The organism is Sphingobium xanthum (genome assembly GCF_019737615.1).
In the GTDB taxonomy this organism is placed as follows: Bacteria; Pseudomonadota; Alphaproteobacteria; order Sphingomonadales; family Sphingomonadaceae; genus Sphingobium; species Sphingobium xanthum.
In genome coordinates this window covers 1-20,987 of sequence record NZ_JAHKKS010000001.1, presented here as the reverse complement: position 1 = coordinate 20,987, position 20,987 = coordinate 1, and the positions used below count along the sequence as shown (strand labels likewise).

The window sequence follows — 20,987 nt, the reverse complement described above, 5'->3', positions numbered from 1 at the left end:
ACGCTGACTGCTCCGGTCGTGCTGTGCTGCGTCCTGGCGCTGCTCATGTCGCAGGACGCGCCGGCGACGGCGCAGCAACCGGCCTCGCTCGAACAGGCCGTGAAGGCCAGCTTCCTGTTCAAGTTCGCGCCGTTCGTCTCCTGGCCGGCGGCAGCACAACCGCAGGGCGGGCCGTTCAACATCTGCCTGCGCGGCGAGGACCCGTTCGGCGCCACGCTCGACGAGGTGGTGCGCGGCCAGAGGATATCCGGCCGCTCGGTCAGCGTCCGCCGTCTGGGCGACAATGGCAATCTCGGCGGCTGCCAGATGCTCTTTGCCGGCCGGTCAACGGCGACCAGCTATGCGCCGTTCGCGGAGATCGACGGGCAGCCGATCCTTACGGTCAGCGATCAGAAGAGCGGCGTCGATGGTGCCATGATCCAGTTCGTGATGCAGAATGGCCGTGTGCGGTTCCAGATCGACTCCACGGCGGCGCGCGCCAATGGCCTGACCATCAGTTCCAAGCTGCTCGGCATGGCCGTTTCGGTGGACAGGCGATGACGGCGGAATCGCCTTCGCGTCTCCCCCTTTCCCGGTTGCGGGACTGGCTCACCAGCCTGGTCGCGACGCCGATCACGGCGGGCATCATCGCCTGCCTGCTGCTCGGTGCCGGTGCCGCCTTCGCGTTCCAGATCGACCGGATCAGCCGCGACGAGAAGCTTCAGCAGACGACGGTTCAGGCGCAGGTTCTGGCCAGCGGCATCGCCGCGCCGCTGGCGTTTGACGATAGCGCCACACTCCAGGAATATCTCGGGGCTCTTCACGCCGATCCGCAGATCCTGGCGGTCGCCGCCTATGACGCGCAGGGAGGGTTCGTCGGCGGTTACGCGGTCGCCCCCGCAAAGCTGCCCAGAAAGGGCCAGATCGGCGAGCCGGTCATATCGGCGCGGGAGTTGACCGTCACCGTCCCTGTTGTCCAGGGCGACACGCAGCTGGGCTCGGTCTATCTGCGGGTCGGACTCGACAGCTGGTCGCGCCGCGCGACGCGCTATGTGGGCATCGCCGCGATCGTGATGATGGCCGCTTTGCTCATCGTCGTGCTGGGCGCCTCCTATGCCTCGCTGCACGAGGCGCACAACCAGCTGCAACAGGAAACCGCAAGCCGGATGCAGGCGGAGGAGGCGCTGCGCCAGTCGCAGAAAATGGAAGCGCTTGGCCAGCTCACCGGCGGCGTCGCGCATGATTTCAACAATCTGCTGATGGTCGCCTCGGGCGCGCTCGATCTCATGGACCGCACCGACGATCCGACCAAGCTGGAGCGCCTGAAGGCCGGCATCCGCCACGCGGTCGATCGCGGCGCCAAGCTTACCCAGCAATTGCTGACCTTCTCCCGCCGCTCGCCGCTCAAGCCCGAAGTCATCGATCTGGGCCATCGCATCCGCGGCATGGACGCGCTGCTCGATCGTCTGCAGACCGACGGCATCCAGATCGAACTCGATCTGCCGGCCGGTCTCTGGCCCGTCGAGGTCGATCCCTCCGAGCTGGAAGTCGCCATCCTCAACATCGCGATCAACGCGCGCGATGCCATGCCCGGCGGCGGCACGATCGTCATTTCGGCGGTCAACCAGTCCGGCAACGAAGGCGCGGACGATATGGTGCGCGTCGCCATTTCGGACAGCGGGACGGGCATTGCGCCGGAAATCCTCAACCGTATCTTCGAGCCCTTCTATACGACCAAGGGCGTGGGCCATGGCACGGGCCTCGGCCTGAGCCAGGTCTATGGCTTCGCGCGCGCTTCGGGCGGCGACGTCGAGGTGAGGAGCGAAGTCGGCAAGGGCACGCTCATCTCCCTGCTGTTGCCCCGTTCACATGGCGAGCCGGAGCGCGCGGCGGTGATGCCCGCCGTTGTCCAGGCCTCCGCACGGCGCCGCATCCTTCTGGTCGAGGACGACAACACCGTGGCCGGCATGGTCGGGGACATGCTGAGCGCGATCGGATACGACCATGAGCGCGCGGTCAGCGGCGACGCCGCCATGCGCCGGCTCGAACGAAATCCGGACTTCTCGATGGTCCTCTCGGACATGATCATGCCGGGGCAATTGAGCGGCATCGATCTCGTGCGCCAGATCTCGCAGCGCTGGCCGACGATGCCCGCCATTCTCATGACCGGCTATAGCGAGGCCGCCTCGACCGCGCGCAACGAGGGCATCCGCCTCGTCACCAAGCCATTCACGATCCAGACCCTCTCCGCCCAGATCGACTCCATTCTCGTCCATTGACCGGACGCGGCCTGGCGGTGGAAAGCTCGGAATCTAGAAAAGTCCGGGAACTTCCCGCTCAGGCGTGGTGGGACGATCGGGCACGAGCAGGCGCGCCGCCGGCGCCGCGACCGACTGGGCGCGTATGCCCGCCGTAGCACCGCCGATCGGCGTGCAGCTCCGCCCGGCAAGATAATCCAGCGCCACGCTGATCGAGGCTTCCCGCGCATCGCCGAGCGGATAGGCGATGTCGTCGCTGGCCGCGCAGGTCTTCTCCATGGCCGGTGCGAGGCCATCATAATAGTCGCCGCGCCCTGCCGCGTTCCTGGTGGCGAAAGCGACGACGCGCAGGCGATCGTCGCAGGCCGAGCGGTCGAGCGCGATCTGGCCGACCGGCTTGCCATAGCTATTGCTGCCGATCAGCGCGACATCGGCATGCAGATAGGGCACCATCGCGTTGATCACGAGCTCGCTCGCCGAGGCCGATCCCTCGAAGCCGATGAAGGCGATGCGGCGCGGGCTGATCGACTCCGCCTGCGGCGAGAAATAGCTGATCTCGTCCTGCGACGACTTTTCCGGCCGATAGCTGATCTGCGTGAAGACCTCGTTGGTCCGGCGATTGCCGCCGAGCAGATTGCCGAGCGTATCGGCCACCGAGAGCAGCCCGCCGCCATTGTAGCGCAGGTCCACGATGATGTCGGTCACGCCCTGCGCGCGGAAATCGGCGAAGGCCTGGCGCAGCGCGGTGTTGGCCGAGGTGATGAAGGTGCGCAGGTTCAGATAGCCGACCTTGCGCCCGCCATCGTCGAGCACCCGCGCGCCATAGCGGCTGGAGACCGGCGTCAGGTCATAGTCCGCCTTGGTCGCGGTGACGACGCGCTCGCCACCGGCATCGCGGATGCGCATCGATCGCGTCGTGCCGGGCGTCGAGGGGCCGAGCGCGTCGATGAAGCCGCCCTCGCCCGATGCGGCGATGATCTCGCTCGTGTCGCGCAGACTTCCCTCGCTGGTGCCGACCGCCAGGATCTCGGTCCCGCGATCGAGCCCCGCTGCCAGCCCCGGCGCACCCTCGAAGGCTTCGGAGACATAAGCGCGGCGCCCGGCTTCATCGACCTTGAGCCGGATGCCGAAGCCGGCGGTCGCGCCGGTCCGGTAATAGTCATCTTCCTCGGCGATCGAGGTGACATAAGTGAAATAGCGATCCTTGCCCTGTGATCGCGCCGACGCGGTCAGCGCATCGACATAGTCGGCGACGCTGCCATAGGGCGTCGGATCGAGCGACGCCGGCAATGTGTCCGGGAAGAGATACCATTCGCGCAACTGCGCCGCCGCCCAGTCCTGCCGCGCGCGCAGGGTGCAGGTCGCATTGCCGGCGGGCGTCGGTGTCGGGCTGCCGCCTGTGCCACCACCACCCGCGCTCGATCCTCCTCCGCCGCCGCAGCCGGAGAGAAGGAGGGCAGTGCTGACGAGCGCGGCGATGGCCTTGCGTTGCGCAAACTTCATGAAGCCGGACCTAGATCGCGCCGCGACGGCTGTCAGGTCAAAACTCGCCGGAGGCAGGGATTTCGAGACCGAGCGTCGCACGCAGGTGCGCGCGCGTCTCCCGCTCGAACGCCTCGGGCCAGTCTCCGCCGATCGCCTCCAGCAGCGCCCGCGCGCGGGGCAGGAAGATGCGCGCGATGGCGACATTGCCTTCGAACGTGCTCTCCAGCGTCGGCGCGAGCGGCGGCAGCGCGAACAGCGCGGCCTTCTGTTCTTCGGTCAGGTAGAGATCGCGCGAGAGCATGCCGCCGCGCGCCCATGGTCCGATGCCGTTTTCCTCGAGCATGAGGTTCACCGTCATGCCGCGCAGCAGCTCGATGCCCGCCATGAGCAGCATGAGTTCACCCCGACCGGCACCGACCGGCGCAAGGCCGAGCACCCGCAGAAACTCGTTGACGATCGGCAGCACCGATTGCGGCGTGGCGCGATAGCTCTCCGGAAACCGCCCGCCCGGCTCGATCCCGCTGCGATTGAACAGGGTCGTCAGCACGGCGGGATCGTAGCGCCCGAGATCGCCCGGCTCGGCGAGGCTGATGTCGAAGCGCCGCCAGCCCTCCGCCACGACATTGATGACGATGCCGCCGAACAGGCTGTTGACCAGCAAGGGCGGCGCGATCTGCGCGATGCTGACCGCGAGGTCCTGCGACACCGCCGCCTTGGTCCCTGCCGCGCAGCAGGCCAGCAGATCGACGTCGCTCCACTGATCGCCGCCGCCTTGACCGAGACTGCCCGCGAGCCACAAGGCCTCGATCCGGTCGTCGGCCGACAGGTGCGCGGCAGCGCGATCGATGATGTCCCGTTGCTCAGGCGTCATGTCCGTGTCCCCTGACAGACCGCCCTTTACACGAGGGCCTGCCGGTCAGTCTTCCTTCTTCGGCACGCTCAGCGACTTGCTGAGATCGAGGCTGTCGTCGGCGTCCGGCATGGAGGCGATGATGTCGTGGAAGCGCTGCGTCACCTGCGTCTTCCAGTTGCCGTGGGTCGAGACATAGAGCGTGTTGTTGCGGATCGCGTCGACGATCATGTCGCCCACCTGCGTCGCGTCCATCCAGCTGTCGGCGACGACGCGCTTGGCAAGCTGCTCCTCATTGTCGCGGATGCCACTGCCGTCGCGGAAGCGCTCCGGGCGGTTCTGGCCGGATTCGTGAATGCGGCTCTTGATCGGCCCGGGCATCAGCACGGTGACGCCGATATTGTCCTGCGCCATCGTGTCCCTGATCGACTCGGTGAGCGTGACGACGCCGGCCTTGGCGACCGCATAGACCACCATCGCGCTCATCATCGGCGTGACGCCGGCGAGCGAGGCGGTATTGACGATATGCCCGCCCCGGCCGCGGCGACGCATGCCGGACGCGAACTCCATGATGCCATTGATCGGGCCGAGCAGGTTGATGGCAAGGCCATAGTCCCAGTCCTGATAGGTGAGCTGCTCGAACGGGCCGGAAGGATCGATGCCGGCATTGTTGACCAGGATGTCCGGCCCGCCCATCATCGCTTCGCATTCCTTCGCGGCTTCGCGCATCTGCTCGCGATCCGAGACGTCGAGGCGGATGGTATGGACGTTGCGGCCTTCCTGCCGCTCCTCGAAGAACTGCTTGGCCTCGTCGAGATGGTCCTGCCGGATGTCGGCCAGCACGAGCTTCGCGCCGTTCGCCAGCAGCCGCTGCGCAATGCCGAAGCCGATGCCGCTCGCGCCGCCGGTAATGAACGCTGTCGTGCCTGCGATTTCCATGGGGACCCTCTCCGTGATTGACTCTGTCCGGGCTGCGCTCTTGCCGCATTCGGCCGCTCCGGGCAACCGCCAGGCGTTTGTCCGGTCACCCAATCAACGCCTGTTTCACGGGAGCTCGACAGGCGTCGGCGCATGAGCGACCGGCAGGAGCGAGCGTCCTGCCCCCAGGCAGCCTCATGTCGTGCCCGGCGCGACATTCCCCTTCGTGCCGCATCTTCGCCGATTCCATGAGATGACCGCCGACGACGGTGGCGTTCAACCTGTCCGCGCTCGCCGCCGCCATGGCCGCCGCTTCCGCTGCCCTAGGGCGGATTCAAAGTTCGCAACATTCAGATATCGTCACCCTGAACTTGTTTCAGGGTCTATTCATCCTCCCGCGCCGTGCTCGGAAAGCCGCACAAACGGCGCGGTTGCGTCTCCAATCGGGTGAAGGCGCGCGCTGCCCGATGGACCCTGAAACAAGTTCAGGGTGACGATGAATTATGCGGCGAATTTCAGATGCAGGACCCTATTCTCGGCCCTGATCGCGCAACCAGTCGAGCGCGTTCTCAACCGAACCGAACATCGTTGCATTTCGCTCGCCGAACATCCGGCGCAGCTGCAGATCGAGCTCCGGCGACCCGACCGCGATCGCGATGATGTCGTCCGGCTGTCCATTCTTGGTGCCTGACCGCGTCAGTGAGACGATGACGTCCTGGGTCATCAGCTGGTTTTGCATGAGGTTGAGCAGAAGGCGGAGGCGGCCGGACTGTTCGCGTGCATGCTGGAAATGCTGGCCGGCTTCACGGCCATATCGCCGCGCCTCCTCGACCGTCCAGGCCCCCACCACATCGACCTGCATGACGCCGAGTTCGGTATGATAATTGAACTCGAACAAGAGCTTCTCACGGAGCATGTCACTTCCCGTCGCCCTGGATAGGACAGTTCCGCGCTCGCCGCAAAGAAAGACTGACGGCTCCCGCCACGGTCGCGGGCGCGTCCCTGCGCAATATTCCTGCATATAGGAAAAATCCGGTTGCGCGCCGACCGAAATTCCCTATTCTCGGAAATAGGAATAAACGACCTCAGAGTCGAAAGCCGGGGAGAGTGCTATGAAAGGGATCATTCGTGCGTCCGTCGCTGTTGCTGCCGTCATGGCTCACGGGCCGGTTTTGGCGCAGCAGTCTTCGCCGAACAGTGCCGTCGCATCTGACGGGGCCGAAACGGACGATGGCCTCGAGGAAATCATCGTAACCGCTCAGCGCGTAGCGGAGAGCAGTCAGCGCACACCGGTCGCCATGGATGTCGTGAAGCCCGAGGAGCTGGTCCGCCAGAACGTGATCCGCGCCGAGGATCTCGCACGCACGTCGCCCGCGCTGGCGGCGAACAGTGGAGGCGGCCCCACCACGGTCTTCTTCGTGCGCGGCGTCGGCAATGCGACCGTCAACGCCTATTCCGACCCGGCAATCGCCTTCAACTATGACGGCGTCTATCTCGGTCGGCCGTCCTCGACCTCCGGCGTCTTCTACGACCTCCAGCGCGTCGAGGTCCTGAAGGGTCCGCAAGGCACGCTCTATGGCCGCAATGCGACCGGGGGCGCGATCAACGTGATCCCCAATCGCCCCAAGCTCGGCGAGACGGCCGGTTCCTTCACGCTCGGCTATGGCAATTATAACTGGCTGACCGGGCAGGCCGCGCTCAACCTGCCACTCGGCGAGACGGTGGCCCTTCGCGTTGCCGGATCGGTTGCGCAGCGCGACGCCTTCCTGTCCGACGGGACAGGCAAGCAGCGCGAATATGCCGGCCGCGCGCAGATCTATGCCGAGCCGACGGATGCCTTGTCGCTGCGCATCGGTGTCGATTTCGCGCATCAGGGCGGCAGCGGCGCGAGCGGCTATTATCTGGGCACGGTCACGCCTGCCTTCGGGGCCAACGGCTTTGCCGGCTATGCCTATGCGCCGACCGGCTTTTCGCCCAATCAGGGCCTGCTCGATCCACGCTCGAACGCGCTTCAAAGCGCGCGCTTCATTGCCCAGGTCGGCCGCGCCGGTGCCGTCGTCGATGGCGTGCCCTATAATGACAACGACTATTGGGGCATCACCGGTGAGCTGAATTACGAGACGGCCACCGGCACGTTCACCCTGCAGCCCGCCTATCGCGAGTCCACACTCGACTACACGTTCAACGGGGTGTTCCGTTCCGCCGGCACGCGGGAGAAGGACAAGCAGAGCAGCGTCGAGGCGCGCTGGACAGGCAAGATCGGCAGCGCCGTCGATTATCTGCTCGGCGCCATGTATTTCGACGAGAAGATCGACGTCCCGAATGCCTTCTACAATCAGTCCAACCTCATGCCGATCCAGAATTTCGCGACCGGCACGGAGTCCTGGGCAGGCTTCGGCAAGCTGAGCTGGCGCCCCGTCGAGCAACTGACGCTCACCGCTGCCGGCCGCTATACGTCCGACAGGAAGCGGTTCGACGGCCTGTCGTCGGTCTATATATTGTTCTGCGGCAATCCCGCGCCCCCGCAGGATATCTGCCCGACATTGCCGTTGATGCCCTCGATCCGGAATACGGCCGAGCTGGAAAGCTTCTACACATCGCGCGGCATTCCGGTGACGCCGGTGCCGCTCTATGTTCTGCCGCCGATTGCCGGCGGATCGCAGACAGCGCCATTCGTGTTGCGCTCGCCGATCGCGATCAACGCGGGCCTCAAGAACGAAAAGTTCACCTATCGGCTCGCCGCGCAATATGACTTCAGCCCGCGCAGCATGATCTATGCGAGCTTCGAAACCGGCTATCATGCCGGCGGCTTCTCCTTTGCGCGCGGCGTCGAAACCTATGCGCCGGAGACGATCAAGGCCTACACGATCGGCAGCAAGAACCGCTTCCTCGGCAACACGCTGCAAGTGAACGTCGAAGCCTTCGTCTGGAAGTACAAGAACCAGCAATACAGCCAGTTCGGCTACGACCTCGGCACGCCGCCCGCGACCGTCTTCCTGACGCGCAATATCGGCGACAGCACCATCCAGGGCGTCGATCTCGACGTGGAGCTGCTGGCCACCCGCAACACGTTACTGTCGGCCAATGTCCAGTATCTCGACACGACGTATGACAGCTTCATCTATTTCACGCCGAACCAGGGCTTGCCGCCGAACACGACCTGCGGTTTCGCGCCGACGACGCAGACCACGCCGGGCGGCACGGTCAACGTGTTCCGGATCGACTGCTCGGGCAAGCAGGCGTTCAACTCGCCCAAATGGTCTTTCAACCTCAACGGCCAGCAGACCATCCCGCTCGGCGGGACCAAGCTGGTCCTGCAGGCCGGGACACGGTATCGTGGATCGAGCTATTCTTCGGCGGACTATCTCCCCTATCTGCGCTCGCCCGCGACCTTCGTGAGCGACGCATCGGTCACGCTTGCCAGCGCCGACGACCGCTGGTTTGCGAGCGTCTACGTCTTCAACATCGAGGACAATCAAAGGCTTGTTGGCGGCACCGTCAATTCGGCCGGCGCGATCTCCGCTTCCGCCGAGCAGCCCCGCACCTGGGGCGTTCGCATCGGCGGCAAATTCTAGCGCGATGCGGCAGCAAAGGCTTTGCAAAAACGTCTGTATCATATTATTCCCAATATCAGGAATTAAGAGTCGGAGGGGTTATGTCGACGTCGGTCACCGATCTACATTATGTCGCGCTGGCAGTGCCGGATCTTGCGGCGGAGCGCGCCTTCTTCGGAGAGACCTGGGGCCTGACGGAAGTCGGCGAACAGGATGGCAAGGTCTATTTCGCTGCCGAAGCGTCGGCCTATCCCTATGTCATCCGTCTGCGCCAGGATGCGGAGCGCAAGACCGATCTGATCGGTTTCACGGCGGCCTCCCGCGCCGATGTCGATGCGCTTTTCGCGCAGGTGCGGGGAGCGGGCTGCAAGATCATCTCCGAGCCCGGCGACGCCGAGGGTCCGGCAGGCGGCTATGCGTTCCGCTTCTTCGATCCGGATGGCCGCGCGATCGAAGTGATCAGCGACACCACGCCGCGCACGCCCCGGTCGCTTGCCAGGGGCGAAGCGATCCCGACCGGGCTCAGCCACATCGTGCTGCACACGCCCGAGCCGGCGAAGCTGGTCAAGTTCTATGAGGATGTGCTCGGCTTCCGCCTGTCGGACTGGATCGGCACGTTCATGGCCTTCTTGCGCTGCAATCCGGTGCATCATCGGCTCGCCATTCTGCCGGGGCCGCCGGCGCTCAATCATGTCGCGTTCGATGTGTCGTCGGTCGATGAGCTGATGCGCGGCCTCGCGCGCATGCACGAGAAGGGCGTCACGCTCTCCTGGGGGCCGGGGCGCCACACGGCGGGGAACAACACGTTCACTTATTACCTGACACCCAACGGCAACGCCGTCGAATATACCTCCGACCTCGAACAAATAGACGAAACCAGCTGGCGGCCGACCGTCCATGAGTTCAGCCCGAGTATCACCGACCAATGGGGCACGGGCCGCATCATTCCGGGCAATGTGCCGCACGCGGAAATGATGCCCGATAAGGGCCTGTGGCAGGTGCCCGCATGATCGGCAAGACGCTTGTCGTCGGCGGCGGCGTCGGCGGTATGACGGCCGCGATTTCCCTGAAGCGGATCGGCGTGGAGGTAGACCTGATCGATGCCGATCCGCAGTGGCGGGTCTATGGCGCCGGAATCAGCGTCACGGGCATTTCTCTGCGCGCCTTCGATGCGCTCGGCATTCTCGATCAGGTCCGCGCGCGCGGCCATGTCGGCGCGGGAATGCGCGGCAAGACGGCCAGTGGGCAGACGATAATGGAACCGCCGGTGCCGCCCGATCCGCAGCCGATCCAGCAGGGTGGCGGCATCATGCGCCCGGTCCTGCACGAGATCCTGTCCTCGACCGTGCGGGCCGAGAAGATCGATGTGCGTCTGGGGCTCAAGGTGGATAGGCTGGCGCAGGACCAGACCGGCGTCCAGGTCACGTTCGACGACGGCAGCAGTGGCCGGTACGATCTCGTGATCGGCGCCGACGGCATCTATTCGCAGATCCGCTCGATGATCTTCCCCGATGCGCCCAAGCCGAAATTCACCGGGCAGGGCTGCTGGCGCGTGGTCGCCAAGCGGCCGACGGAGGTCGATCGCACGGAAATGTATTTCGGCGGGCCGGTAAAGCTCGGTATCAATCCGGTGTCGCAGGACGAGATGTACATGTTCATCCTCGAACATGTGCCGGACAATCCCTTCTTCCCGGAAGGCGAGATGGTCGAGCATGTTCGCGCGCTCATGGCCCCGTTCGGTGGCGCAGTGCCGCGCGTGCGGGAGAGCATCGTCGATCCCGCGCAGATCAACTATCGCCCGCTCGAATGGCTGCTTCTGCCCAAGCCCTGGTATAACGGGCGCGTCGTCCTGATCGGCGACGCGGCGCATGCGACGACGCCGCATATGGCAAGCGGCGCCGGCATCGCCGCCGAAGACGGCCTCGTCCTCGCCGAGGAACTGCAGCGGCATGAGAGCGTCACCGACGCGCTGCACGCCTTCATGGAGCGCCGTTTCGAGCGCGCCCGTCTGGTTGTCGAGAACAGCGTCATGATCGGCGACATGGAGATGGCCGGCGACATGTCCGACAAGGCGCCGAAAATGCTGGGAGCGACCATGGGCCAGCTCCAGGCGCCCTATTGATCTTGGGAGAGACGGAATGAGCTTCGGTCTGGCGACGCTGCGCGATGGCGGCGCGGCATTGGTGGTTGGCGATCGGGTGATCGCGCTCGCGCCGCTCGGCGAAGGGCGCGAGGTGCTGGCATTGCTCGACGACTGGGATGCGGCCTTCCCGAAACTGGAAGCCCTTGCGGCAACGGGGGAAGGCGCGACCGTGCTCGACGAGACGGCTTTGGCGGCGCCCTATATCCCCCGCCAGATCTTCTGCACGGGCGCCAATTACCGCAAACATGTGATTGGCTTGATCATGGGCGATCCGTCCATGCGCACGCCGGGCGACGAGGACATCTCCGACGAGGAGCGTCGCGCCCGCGCGGAAAAGGTAATGGACGAACGCGCCAGGGCGACAGACCCTTATTGCTTCATCAAACTGCCGTCCTGCGTGGTTGGGCCAAACGACGCGGTCGTGCTGCCGCGCAATGTCGTGAAGCCGGATTGGGAGCTGGAGCTGGGCGTCGTCATCGGCAGGCGGGCGCACCATGTGTCGCCGGACGAAGCGATGGACCATGTCGCCGGCTTCGCGGTCGTGAACGACGTGACCGCACGCGAGCATATCTTCCGCCGCGATGCGGGTGGGTTGGGGGCGGACTGGCTCTCGGGCAAATGCTTCCCGACCTTCCTGCCCTTCGGCCCGATGATCGTGCCGCGGCAGTTCGTGGCCGACCCCTATGACCTGACGATCCGCCTCGCGGTCAACGGCAAGGTCTATCAGGACGAATCCACGCGCGACATGATGATCGGGATTGAGCGACAGATAGCCTATCTCTCCGATCGCGTCGAACTCATGCCAGGCGACGTGATCTGCACCGGCTCGCCTTATGGCAATGGCTCCGCCTTTGGCGTCTTTCTCCAGCCCGGCGACGTGATGGAAGGCTCGATCACCGGGCTCGGCATGCAGCGCAATCCCTGCGTGGCGGAAGCCTGAGTCGTGTGTGTCGTCCTAGCGCTTGCGGATGCCGTTCAGCATCAGGTCGACGATGAAGTCCTCGAAGTCGTCGCCAAGGGCGTCCATGTCCGTGCCGTCGGGCACGAGGTTGCGCACCACCGGCCGCGCGGAGACGAAGAAGTCGAACAGCCCGACCAGCGCGACATGCAGGAACAGCGGGTTGACGTCCCGCAGCGTGGTGCCGCCATCCCGTGCGAGCAGGCCGGCGAAGGCGTTGACGGCCCGCATGTTCATCTCGCCCTGTTGCCGGCGGACATCGGCGGATTTCGCGTCGGCGAGCTCATCGACCATCAGGCGATGGACATGCTTGGTCGATCGCGTGAAGCGCGCCGTGTTGCGGATGCGCGCCTCGAGCAATTCCATCGGCTCGGCATCGTGGTCAACATCGGGCGGCACATCGGCGAGCATCTTGTCGACCACGGCCAGAAGCAGCTTCTCCCGGTCACCGAAATAATAGCGGATGAGCGCCGGATCGACCCCGGCCTCGCGAGCGATCAGCGAGATGGTGACGCGCGCGGGCGGGAGTTCCTGCACCAGCTCCATCGTCTTGTTGAGCACCGTCTCGCGGCCCACCGCGTTGTCCGAGGGGCGGCCTTGCCCACGCTTCTTCGCAACCTTCGCCATATTCCCGCTATTCCGCTTTTTTTCGCGAGCGGCAAGCGCGACGATAATATTCCTGAAAATAGGAATTGCTTCGCTGTTCGGGATCGATAAACTCCGACTCAAAGGGAGAGGCGAATGGCGAACTGGCCGTTCACGCAAGGCATGCATGACATCGGCAACGGCGTTTATGGCTATGTGCAGCCGGATGGGACGTGGGGCTGGTCGAACGCCGGGCTGATCGTCAGCGCGGGCGAGACATTGCTGGTCGATACGCTGATGAGCGTGCCCCTGACCCGCGAGATGCTCGATACCTTCAAGGCTAAGGTGCTCGAGGCGGCGAAGATCGACCGGCTCGTCAATACGCACGCCAATCCCGATCATTTCTTCGGCAACGGCCTCGTCGCGGACGCGGAAATCATCGGCACGGTCGAAGCGAAGGAGGAGATGGCGGGGTTCAATCCGAAGATGCTCGCCGCCCTTAAGGACAATTATCCGCAAATGGGGGATGGCGGCGAGTTTCTCTACGAGACGATGGGCCGCAAGTTCGATTTCTCCGGGGTCGATAAGGTGACGCTGCCCAACCGGACTTTCGAAAAGCAGCTCTCACTCTTCGTCGGCGACAAGCTGGTCGAGCTGACCGATCTCGGCCCGGCTCATACCGCGTCCGATACGATCGTCTGGGTGCCCGGCGACCGCGTCTTGTTCACCGGCGATCTCCTGTTCAACGAAGGGCATCCGATCATGTGGGCCGGGCCGATCGAGAACTGGATCGCCGCCTGTCAGCACATCATCGACCTCGATCCACAGGTGGTCGTGCCCGGCCATGGCCCGATCACCGACCGGAACGCCGTGGCCAATATGAAGGCCTATTTCGAATACATCCGGGACGAGGCACGGGCGCGCTTCGATGCAGGCATGCGCTTTGAAGAAACGGCGCGCGACATCAACATGCAGGAATATCGCGGCTGGACCGACCCGGAGCGGATCGTGGCGAATGTCTTCTCGCTCTACCGGCAATGGGGAGCCGCATTCACGCCCGAGCAGCAGCGCGACCTGTTCGGCGCGATGGGCCGCTACCACAAGGAACTGACCGCCCACAGCGAGGCCTGCGATCATGAGCATTAGGATCAACGAGACGCATGACCCGGCGCGGCGAAGCTGGGTGGAAAGCGCCAACACGCCGGGCGGGGATTTCCCGATCCAGAACCTGCCCTTCGGGCTGTTTCGGACGGACGATCATGTGCGCGGCGGCGTCGCGCTTGGTGATCGCATCATAGACATGGCGGCTTTGCTCGACACCGGTTTGCTCGTGGGAGTGGCGGCAGAGGCGGCGCAAGCGGCGAGGGGACCGAGTCTGGCTCCGCTGCTCGCTTGCGCCGCCGAGGCCGTCAGCGCACTGCGGGCGCAATTGTCCGATCTGTTCCGGCAAGGCGGAAACGGCGACATCGCGACGCTGGAAACCTGCCTTGTGCCGATGGCGCAAACCGAGCTGCTCCTGCCGCTGAAGCCCACGGCCTTCACGGACTTCTGCACCTCCATCGATCACATCAAGCGCATGGGCGGCCGGGACGCTCCGCTTGCGACCATGTCTCTTCCCGTCGCTTATAATGGCCGCGCCAGCTCGGTCGTCGCGAGCGGCACGCCCATCGTGCGCCCGACCGGCCAGTTCGCCTCACCACCAGGCAGCAACAGCATCCTCTTCGGACCCGAGCCGATGCTTGATTTCGAGTTGGAGTTCGGCGTGTGGCTGAGGGACGGCAACGCGCTCGGCGAGCCGTTGGCCATGCCCGCCGCCGAGGACCTCATGTTCGGCTGCTGCCTCGTCAACGACTGGTCCGCGCGCGGCATCCAGTTCTTCGAATCCATCCTTGGGCCTCATCTCGGCAAGAGCTTCGCCACGACGATCAGCCCGTGGATTGTCACCATGGAGGCACTCGCACCGTTCCGCGTCGCCGCCCGTGGCCGGACCAGCGAGGAGCCGGCCGTGCCTGCCCATCTGCTCGGCGCGAGCGACCGCAGCCATGGCGGCGTCGACATCGAGCTCACGGCCGACCTCGCCGGCGAGCAGATCGTGCGCACCAATCTCAAGGAGCTGTTCTGGACGCTCGCGCAGATGGTCGCGCACCAGGCCTCCAACGGCTCCCCGCTCGAGCGCGGCGATCTGGTCGCGACCGGCACCGTCTCCGGCGCCGCCGACGACGCCAAGGCCTGCCTGGCCGAGATTACGATGCGCGGCGGCGTCAGCATCGATCTGCCCGACGGCACGAAGCGCGACTGGCTGGAGGATGGCGACACTCTGACCTTGCGGGGGCGAGCAATGGCGGAAGGCTACGTACCGATCGGTTTCGGCGACTGCACCGGCACGATCCAGCCCGCGCGAGCACGCGCATGACGATCACCACCTGCGGCGATCGCAAACCGATTCCGGTCTCGGCGCGCGGGAAGCATCTCGTCGTCGATATCCATTGCCATCTTGGCATCCCGGCCGCCGATGCGATCGTGCAGGCGAAATATCCGGGGCCACCGCCCGGCATCAACGATTTCACCAGCGCCAGGACCGTGGAGGTCAACCGCGCCCAGTTCGCGACGATCGGCCGCACGCTCAATACGTTCGACCAGCGCATTGCCGACATGGACCGTCTCGGCATTGACGTGCAGGCGATCAGTCCAAGCCCGGGGCAATATTTCTACTTCACGGACCCCGAGACCGGTCGCGACGCCGCGCGCGCCGTCAACGACGGCATGGCGGCGGCTGTCGCACAGCATCCCGATCGCCTCGTCGGCATGGGCACGGTGCCGCTTCAGAATGTCGAAATGGCAGTCGCCGAAATGCGCCGCTGCATGCGCGAACTCGATCTGCGCGGCATCGAGATCAGCTCCAACGTCAACGGCACGGACTTCCATGCCGAGGAACTGCGCCCCTTCTGGGCCGCAGCGGAGGAACTCGGCATCCTGCTCTTCATCCACCCGCTCGGATTCACCGAGGGGCGCCGGCTCAGCGATTATTATTTCAACAATCTGATCGGCAACCCGCTCGAATCCACGCTCGCCATCGGGCATCTGATCTTCGGCGGCGTGCTGGATCGCCATCCGGGCCTGCGCGTCTGCGTCGCGCATGGCGGCGGCTATGTCCCTGGCTACTGGGGCCGCATGGATCATGGCTGGCGCGCGCGCGGCGATTGCTCGGAGCATTGCCAGCACCCGCCCTCCAGCTATCTGCGCAAGCTCTGGCTCGACACGCTGGTGTTCGATCCTGACCAGCTCGACAGTCTCGTGCGCACGCACGGCGCTCACAAGCTCTGTCTGGGCACCGACTATCCCTTCGACATGTCCGAGCCCGATCCGGTCGGCTTCCACGCGCGGCTCAACGATGCGGACAAGGCAAAGATCCTTGGCCTCAACGCGGCCGATCTCCTCGGCTTGACGGTGACAGCATGACACAGACCGGTCCCAATTATCCCCGCAACTGCTGGTACATGGCAGGCTGGTCGAACGAAGTCGGCGACGCCTTGCTGCGCCGTCGCATCCTCGGCGAACCCATCTTGTTGTTTCGCACGGCGGACGGCGCCCCGACCGCGCTCACCGATCGCTGCCCGCATCGCTTCGCCCCGCTCAGCGCAGGTGCGCGCGAAGGCGATCTGGTGCGCTGTGCCTATCATGGCCTGGCCTTCGATGCTTCCGGCCAGTGCGCCCACAATCCCTTCTCGGCCACGCTGCCCAAGGGTGCCGCCGTGCGCAACTGGCCGGTCCACGAACGTGACGGCATAGCCTGGATCTGGATGGGAGACGCCGATCAGGCCGACCCCGCGTTGCTGCCCGACTTCAACACGCTCTTTCGCGACGGCGCGGAGCCTGTGCGTGGCTTGATGCCGATGCGCGCGCCCTACGAGTTCGCGACCGACAATTTGATGGACTTGAGCCACATCGAGTTCGTGCATCGCGGCAGCTTCGCGGGAGCGGGCGTGATTTTCGCCGGCAAGCATGAAGTTCGACGGGATGGAGACCGCCTCCACTCCAACTGGTGGATGCCCAATGTTCCGGCGCCCGGTCATACTTATGGCATCTACGAGCGGAGCCTTCCGACCGATCACTGGCTGGACATGCGCTGGGATGCCCCCGCGTCCATGTTGCTGGAAATCGGCGCGACACCGGTGGGCGAACCGCGCGAGACCGGCGTGATCATTCATCAGGCGCATATCATCACGCCCGAGACAGCCGATACGGCGCATTATTTCTGGGCGAGCACGCGCGGCAGCGGCGTGGCGAGCGAGCAGGGCGACGCCATGCTGTTCGCCATGATGACGCAGGCTTTCGAACAGGAGGACAAACCGATCATCGAGGCGGCCTATGCCAATCTCGATGGCCGGGATTTCTGGGACGCCAAGCCCGCATTCCTCGGCATCGATGCAGGCGGCACCCGCGCGCGCCGCCTGGTCGAGGAACTGATCGGACGGGAGACACGCGCGGCATGAGCGGTGCCCTCGCTCCGCTTTACCGCATGCCGGTGTCCTTCGGGCCGGCGCCGGGGCCGCGTAATCTGCCGGCCGACAAGGCGCATCTGCGTTATCGCAAGCAGGTCGCCTCGCTCGCGATCTCGGCGCGCTCCGATGCGGCGATGCTTGGTGCGCTTCTGCCGGATGGCTTTGCGCTGCGCGGAGAGCCACGCATCGAGGTGAGCTTGATGCTCCTGACCGATATCGGCTGGTTGGCCGGACGCGGCTACAACATCGTGCTCGTCCGCGTCCCTGCAGTCTGGGGAGGCGCGGAGCGCGTCGAGGGCGATTTCGTCCCCGTGGTCTGGGAAAGCATGGCTGATCCCATCCTGACCGGCCGCGAGGAACTCGGCTGGTGCAAGATCCACGCGACGATCCCGGATCCCGAAATCATCGATGGGCGCTGGATCGGCGGTGCGGCCTGGGAAGGCCATTGCTTCTTCGAGATCGAGGCGGCCGGCTTTAGACCCGACACCGCACTGCCCGCCCCTTCGCTGCCGATGCTGTTCCAAAAATATATGCCCCGCACCGGCGCCTGGGGTAAGCCGGATGTGACCTACGCGACGGCGAGCACGCCGGACGGCCCCCCGCCCGATATCCTCGCGATGGAGCGGGGACAGGGGCGTTTCGCCTTCCTTCCCGCTCGCTGGGAGGACATGCCGACGCAATACCCGATCGTGAATGCGCTCGCGGCCCTGCCGCTATCCGACTTCGGGCCCGCGATTCTGATGCGCTCTTCGGGCGGCGGCGATGGCAGCGCGCAACGGATCCTCGCATGACGACGCGGCGGATCGTTACCGGCCATGCGGCCGACGGGCGCTCGGTCATCGTCGCGGATGGCCCGGTGCCTCATGTGCGCGTCCTGCCCGGCGCCAGCTTCGACGAGGTCTGGTCGACCGACGCGACGCCCGAGGCAATCGGTCCGGTGCCGGCAAGCGAACCGACCAGTGCCGCGCCACGGATCGGTCCCCCGCCCGCAGGCAGCGTCATCCGCGTCATCGATTTCCTGCCGGCCGCGGCCGGCGGCGTCCGCAGCCCGATGCATCGGACCCGGTCGATCGACTACGGCATCGTGCTCGAGGGCGAAATGGTGCTGATCCTCAGCGATGGCGAGACCGTGCTGCGCCCCGGCGACGTCGTAGTCCAGCGCGGCACCGATCATGCCTGGGAAAACCGCTCGGAGCATCCCGCGCGGATGGCCTTCGTACTGATCGACGCAAGCTTCGACGCCGATCTCGAGGCATTGACGACCGGGCAGGAGCTGACCCCATGAATGATCGTATCAGAGGCGCCGGTTACACGCTCTTCGTCCTCTTTCTCTGCAACTTCCTGAACATCGCCGACCGCACCCTGCTTGGCATCGTCGTGGACCCGGTGAAGGCGGACTTGCGTCTCAGCGACACGCAGATGAGCCTGGTCTCGGGTACGGCCTTCGTCTTGTTCAACTTGCTGATGGGCATCTTCATCGCCCGCTGGGTCGATCATGGAAACCGCAAGCGCATCCTCATTCTCGGCGTGGCGCTGTGGTCCGGCGCCACGGCACTGACCGGCCTCGCGCAGGGCTTCTGGTCGCTCGGCCTTACCCGCATCCTTGTCGGCGTCGGCGAGGCGACGGCCTTTCCCGTGGCGATCTCGATGATCTCGGACCTGTTCGCCGCGCCGAAGCGGCCCCGCGCCATCTCGGTCTTTCAGGCCAGCACCTTCGTCGGCCTCGTGGTCGGCGCGATCCTCGCGGGCGTGCTGGCGGCGGCTCATGGCTGGCGCGCAATGTTCCTCATTTGCGGCCTCTCCGGATTCGCGCTCGTCGCGCTCATGCTGGTGAGCATGCACGAGCCCGTCCGTACGCGCGATACAGATGACCAGTTGCAGGAAAAGAATCTCCTTCAGGCGATCGGCCACCTCGTCGGCCTGCCGGGCTTCAAGGCGCTCTCGCTCGGCATGGCATTTGCCGGCATGGCGGTGGCGGTGCTGCCGACCTGGGCACCCGCGTTCCTGCTGCGTAGCCATGGCGTGCCGCTCGCCTCGGTTGGCGCGCTCATCGGCCCGGCGGTCGGACTCGGCGGCATTACGGGGACCATTGTCTCCGGCCTGCTCGCCAGCCATCTCGCGCGCAAGCATGGCGGTGAAGTGCATGGTCTTCTGGTGCCGCTCATCGCCGTCCCGCTGGCAGCGCCCTTCTTCCTTGTTTTCATACTTGCGCCGTCTCTGGTACTCGCCATGTCGTCGGCCGCGATCATGAACTTCCTGCTGGCAAGCGCGATGGGGCCTTGCATCGCCGTGGCGATCGGTATCGCGCCCATCCGCATGCGTGCTGTTTCATCGACGCTCATGCTGCTTGCCTCGGGCATCATTGGTGGTGCCGTTGCTCCGGTCATCGTCGGTGTGGTCAGCGACGCGACCGCACCCTATCTCGGCACCGACGCACTGCGCTATGGCCTTGCGACAATGGCGCCGATGCCGCTCGTCGCAGGACTGCTCCTGTGGATGTCTTTCGTTCGAATACGCGCGGGACACAGCCATTCGCCGGCCGGCGCGTGAAGGAGTCGGCCTCATCGGAGTTCGTCCGGGGCTGGCGGACCGTCCTGATGGCGGCGCTCGGCGTCGGTCTGGGCGTATCGGGCCTGCTCACTTACAATGCGGGCTTGTTCGCGCGCGATCTGGCCGGTGCGATCGGACTCAGCCGTACCGCGTTCGGCGCGGCCTTTTTCGGTTCGACCCTCGCGATGGCGGCAGCCATGCCGCTGGTTGGCCGGCTCGTCGATCGGTTCGGACCGCGCGCCATTGCCGCCTTTGGCGCCGCCATGCTTTCGGTCGGCTTTCTTGCGCTCTCGCAAGTTCGATCCGTGACGCTCTATATCATCATCGTCGTGCTGATCGGGCCGCTAACCGCTGGCTCCACGCCGGTTCCCTATACGCGCGCCGTCTCCGCTGCCTTCGATCGGGCGCGGGGGGGCCTCGCGCTGGGACTGACGCAAGTCGGCATCGGCCTTGCCGCAGCCATCGTGCCGCCGGTGATCGGGCTGGTCATCGCCCGGCAGGGCTGGCAGCACGGGTTTCTCGCGCTCGCCATGCTGGCTGCGCTCGGTCTCCTCCCCGCACTGCTCGGCTTGCCGGGCCGATCGCCGCACAGCGGGTCGCCGGGTGACGAGGACCATGCCGCGATCCGTGCTTCCAGCCTGTTCCGGCTGCAATATGCTGCCTTCTGTACCATGGCCTTTGCGTTCGCCGGCATGCTCTCGCATTTCGTGCCCATGCTGCGGGAGGCCGGGATGCCGGTCGAGCGGGCCGGCGCCTTGGCCGGTCTCATCGGCGGATCGGTCATCGTGACGCGCATACTCGTCGGTTGGCTTGCCGACCGCATCGAACCCGCCTGGCTCGGTTGTGCAAGCTGCCTCGTCTGTGCGTAAGCGGTGTCCTGCTGGCACCTTGCGCGGCCGCTGATCAGCGTCGAGTTTCCGCCCTCTGATCCGGACCGGGGCGGCTGATGCTATGACGATGCCATGTGACGATGCTAGCACGAAGGGGCGTGCCCGGCGTTTCGAGGTGTTCACGGGCGCTGGCCGACGTCGTGATTGGGATCCGTCGGTCAAGGCAGCGATCGTCGCGGAGAGCTACTCTGGCCTCGAGAGCGTGAGCGCGGTCGCCCGGCGGCACGATATCGTACCGTCGCAGCTTTTCACGTGGCGCCGCGAGCTTCGCGAGCAGCTTCAAGGCGTGACCGCCGGGCCGATCGCCACGTCGAG

General features: G+C 65.4%; 20 protein-coding genes. 15 read left to right on the top strand and 5 right to left on the bottom strand.

Annotated features, from left to right (window positions below; all coding sequences use genetic code 11):
- The first annotated feature begins 45 nt into the window (after positions 1-45).
- Both KM135_RS00100 and KM135_RS00095 read left to right on the top strand, forming a co-directional pair.
- A complete protein-coding gene (locus KM135_RS00100) occupies positions 46-540 on the top strand; it encodes a TOL_0243 family YfiR-like periplasmic protein (protein WP_246605633.1) in 495 nt (164 codons plus the stop codon).
- Positions 537-2,258 (top strand): ATP-binding protein, encoded by a 1,722-nt coding sequence (locus KM135_RS00095; protein WP_221711870.1) that lies wholly within the window; start codon positions 537-539, stop codon positions 2,256-2,258. Before KM135_RS00100 ends, KM135_RS00095 begins: the two co-directional genes overlap by 4 nt.
- Positions 2,259-2,291: 33 nt before the next feature.
- On the opposite strand, the gene KM135_RS00090 is transcribed toward KM135_RS00095, so the two are convergent.
- From KM135_RS00090 to KM135_RS00075, 4 genes are all read right to left on the bottom strand, one after another.
- On the bottom strand, positions 2,292-3,740 hold the full coding sequence (locus KM135_RS00090) for a S41 family peptidase (RefSeq protein ID WP_221711869.1): 1,449 nt from the start codon (positions 3,738-3,740) through the stop codon (positions 2,292-2,294).
- Between the two features lie 37 nt (positions 3,741-3,777).
- Positions 3,778-4,593 (bottom strand): hypothetical protein, encoded by an 816-nt coding sequence (locus KM135_RS00085; protein ID WP_221711868.1) that lies wholly within the window; start codon positions 4,591-4,593, stop codon positions 3,778-3,780.
- Positions 4,594-4,638: 45 nt separating this feature from the next.
- On the bottom strand, positions 4,639-5,511 hold the full coding sequence (locus KM135_RS00080) for an SDR family NAD(P)-dependent oxidoreductase (protein ID WP_221711867.1): 873 nt from the start codon (positions 5,509-5,511) through the stop codon (positions 4,639-4,641).
- 508 nt (positions 5,512-6,019) lie between these two features.
- Positions 6,020-6,406, bottom strand: a complete 387-nt coding sequence (locus KM135_RS00075; protein ID WP_221711866.1) for a hypothetical protein — start codon at positions 6,404-6,406, stop codon at positions 6,020-6,022.
- Between the two features lie 196 nt (positions 6,407-6,602).
- On the opposite strand from KM135_RS00075, the gene KM135_RS00070 reads away from it, so the two are divergent.
- The 4 genes from KM135_RS00070 to KM135_RS00055 all read left to right on the top strand — a co-directional run bounded on the left by KM135_RS00070 (position 6,603) and on the right by KM135_RS00055 (position 12,127).
- Complete coding sequence (locus KM135_RS00070; protein WP_221711865.1) at positions 6,603-9,065, top strand: TonB-dependent receptor; 2,463 nt, start codon at positions 6,603-6,605, stop codon at positions 9,063-9,065.
- 80 nt (positions 9,066-9,145) lie between these two features.
- A complete protein-coding gene (locus tag KM135_RS00065) occupies positions 9,146-10,054 on the top strand; it encodes a VOC family protein (RefSeq protein ID WP_221711864.1) in 909 nt (302 codons plus the stop codon).
- A complete protein-coding gene (locus KM135_RS00060) occupies positions 10,051-11,166 on the top strand; it encodes an FAD-dependent oxidoreductase (protein WP_221711863.1) in 1,116 nt (371 codons plus the stop codon). The genes KM135_RS00065 and KM135_RS00060 overlap by 4 nt, the downstream gene beginning before the upstream one ends.
- 16 nt (positions 11,167-11,182) lie before the next feature.
- A complete protein-coding gene (locus KM135_RS00055) occupies positions 11,183-12,127 on the top strand; it encodes a fumarylacetoacetate hydrolase family protein (RefSeq protein ID WP_221711862.1) in 945 nt (314 codons plus the stop codon).
- A 15-nt stretch (positions 12,128-12,142) separates the two neighbouring features.
- Here KM135_RS00055 and KM135_RS00050 read toward each other — a convergent pair whose 3' ends face one another.
- On the bottom strand, positions 12,143-12,772 hold the full coding sequence (locus KM135_RS00050) for a TetR/AcrR family transcriptional regulator (protein ID WP_221711861.1): 630 nt from the start codon (positions 12,770-12,772) through the stop codon (positions 12,143-12,145).
- A gap of 114 nt (positions 12,773-12,886) precedes the next feature.
- Here KM135_RS00050 and KM135_RS00045 point away from each other — a divergent pair, with 114 nt between their 5' ends.
- The 9 genes from KM135_RS00045 to KM135_RS00005 form a co-directional block, all read left to right on the top strand.
- Complete coding sequence (locus KM135_RS00045) at positions 12,887-13,876, top strand: MBL fold metallo-hydrolase (RefSeq protein WP_221711860.1); 990 nt, start codon at positions 12,887-12,889, stop codon at positions 13,874-13,876.
- Positions 13,866-15,143, top strand: coding sequence for a fumarylacetoacetate hydrolase family protein (locus KM135_RS00040; RefSeq protein WP_221711859.1), 1,278 nt, complete (start codon positions 13,866-13,868; stop codon positions 15,141-15,143). Before KM135_RS00045 ends, KM135_RS00040 begins: the two co-directional genes overlap by 11 nt.
- A complete protein-coding gene (locus KM135_RS00035) occupies positions 15,140-16,189 on the top strand; it encodes an amidohydrolase family protein (protein ID WP_221711858.1) in 1,050 nt (349 codons plus the stop codon). Before KM135_RS00040 ends, KM135_RS00035 begins: the two co-directional genes overlap by 4 nt.
- Entirely contained in the window at positions 16,186-17,223 is a 1,038-nt protein-coding gene (locus KM135_RS00030; RefSeq protein WP_221711857.1) for an aromatic ring-hydroxylating oxygenase subunit alpha, read from the top strand. Before KM135_RS00035 ends, KM135_RS00030 begins: the two co-directional genes overlap by 4 nt.
- Complete coding sequence (locus KM135_RS00025; RefSeq protein ID WP_221711856.1) at positions 17,220-18,023, top strand: acetoacetate decarboxylase family protein; 804 nt, start codon at positions 17,220-17,222, stop codon at positions 18,021-18,023. Before KM135_RS00030 ends, KM135_RS00025 begins: the two co-directional genes overlap by 4 nt.
- The gene (locus tag KM135_RS00020; RefSeq protein ID WP_221711855.1) at positions 18,020-18,517 is read left to right on the top strand and encodes a cupin domain-containing protein; all 498 of its coding nucleotides are present in this window, start codon (positions 18,020-18,022) and stop codon (positions 18,515-18,517) included. The genes KM135_RS00025 and KM135_RS00020 overlap by 4 nt, the downstream gene beginning before the upstream one ends.
- Positions 18,514-19,782 carry a spinster family MFS transporter gene (locus tag KM135_RS00015; RefSeq protein WP_221711854.1) on the top strand — a complete coding sequence of 423 codons (1,269 nt, stop codon included), beginning with the start codon at positions 18,514-18,516 and terminating at the stop codon, positions 19,780-19,782. Before KM135_RS00020 ends, KM135_RS00015 begins: the two co-directional genes overlap by 4 nt.
- Entirely contained in the window at positions 19,779-20,651 is an 873-nt protein-coding gene (locus KM135_RS00010) for an MFS transporter (protein WP_221711853.1), read from the top strand. Before KM135_RS00015 ends, KM135_RS00010 begins: the two co-directional genes overlap by 4 nt.
- Positions 20,652-20,787: 136 nt before the next feature.
- A partial coding sequence (locus KM135_RS00005) for a transposase (protein ID WP_343228110.1) occupies positions 20,788-20,987 on the top strand: 200 nt, incomplete at its 3' end.

Bases quoted from the DNA above. Each gene is read 5' to 3' on its own strand.
- KM135_RS00070 (WP_221711865.1), top strand. From the start codon at position 6,603: ATGAAAGGGATCATTCGTGCGTCCGTCGCTGTTGCTGCCGTCATGGCT.
- KM135_RS00075 (WP_221711866.1), bottom strand. From the start codon at position 6,406: ATGCTCCGTGAGAAGCTCTTGTTCGAGTTCAATTATCATACCGAACTC.
- KM135_RS00090 (WP_221711869.1), bottom strand. From the start codon at position 3,740: ATGAAGTTTGCGCAACGCAAGGCCATCGCCGCGCTCGTCAGCACTGCC.
- KM135_RS00055 (WP_221711862.1), top strand. From the start codon at position 11,183: ATGAGCTTCGGTCTGGCGACGCTGCGCGATGGCGGCGCGGCATTGGTG.
- KM135_RS00030 (WP_221711857.1), top strand. From the start codon at position 16,186: ATGACACAGACCGGTCCCAATTATCCCCGCAACTGCTGGTACATGGCA.
- KM135_RS00015 (WP_221711854.1), top strand. From the start codon at position 18,514: ATGAATGATCGTATCAGAGGCGCCGGTTACACGCTCTTCGTCCTCTTT.
- KM135_RS00035 (WP_221711858.1), top strand. From the start codon at position 15,140: ATGACGATCACCACCTGCGGCGATCGCAAACCGATTCCGGTCTCGGCG.
- KM135_RS00100 (WP_246605633.1), top strand. From the start codon at position 46: ATGTCGCAGGACGCGCCGGCGACGGCGCAGCAACCGGCCTCGCTCGAA.
- KM135_RS00050 (WP_221711861.1), bottom strand. From the start codon at position 12,772: ATGGCGAAGGTTGCGAAGAAGCGTGGGCAAGGCCGCCCCTCGGACAAC.
- KM135_RS00025 (WP_221711856.1), top strand. From the start codon at position 17,220: ATGAGCGGTGCCCTCGCTCCGCTTTACCGCATGCCGGTGTCCTTCGGG.
- KM135_RS00080 (WP_221711867.1), bottom strand. From the start codon at position 5,511: ATGGAAATCGCAGGCACGACAGCGTTCATTACCGGCGGCGCGAGCGGC.
- KM135_RS00020 (WP_221711855.1), top strand. From the start codon at position 18,020: ATGACGACGCGGCGGATCGTTACCGGCCATGCGGCCGACGGGCGCTCG.
- KM135_RS00040 (WP_221711859.1), top strand. From the start codon at position 13,866: ATGAGCATTAGGATCAACGAGACGCATGACCCGGCGCGGCGAAGCTGG.
- KM135_RS00095 (WP_221711870.1), top strand. From the start codon at position 537: ATGACGGCGGAATCGCCTTCGCGTCTCCCCCTTTCCCGGTTGCGGGAC.
- KM135_RS00065 (WP_221711864.1), top strand. From the start codon at position 9,146: ATGTCGACGTCGGTCACCGATCTACATTATGTCGCGCTGGCAGTGCCG.
- KM135_RS00085 (WP_221711868.1), bottom strand. From the start codon at position 4,593: ATGACGCCTGAGCAACGGGACATCATCGATCGCGCTGCCGCGCACCTG.
- KM135_RS00045 (WP_221711860.1), top strand. From the start codon at position 12,887: ATGGCGAACTGGCCGTTCACGCAAGGCATGCATGACATCGGCAACGGC.
- KM135_RS00060 (WP_221711863.1), top strand. From the start codon at position 10,051: ATGATCGGCAAGACGCTTGTCGTCGGCGGCGGCGTCGGCGGTATGACG.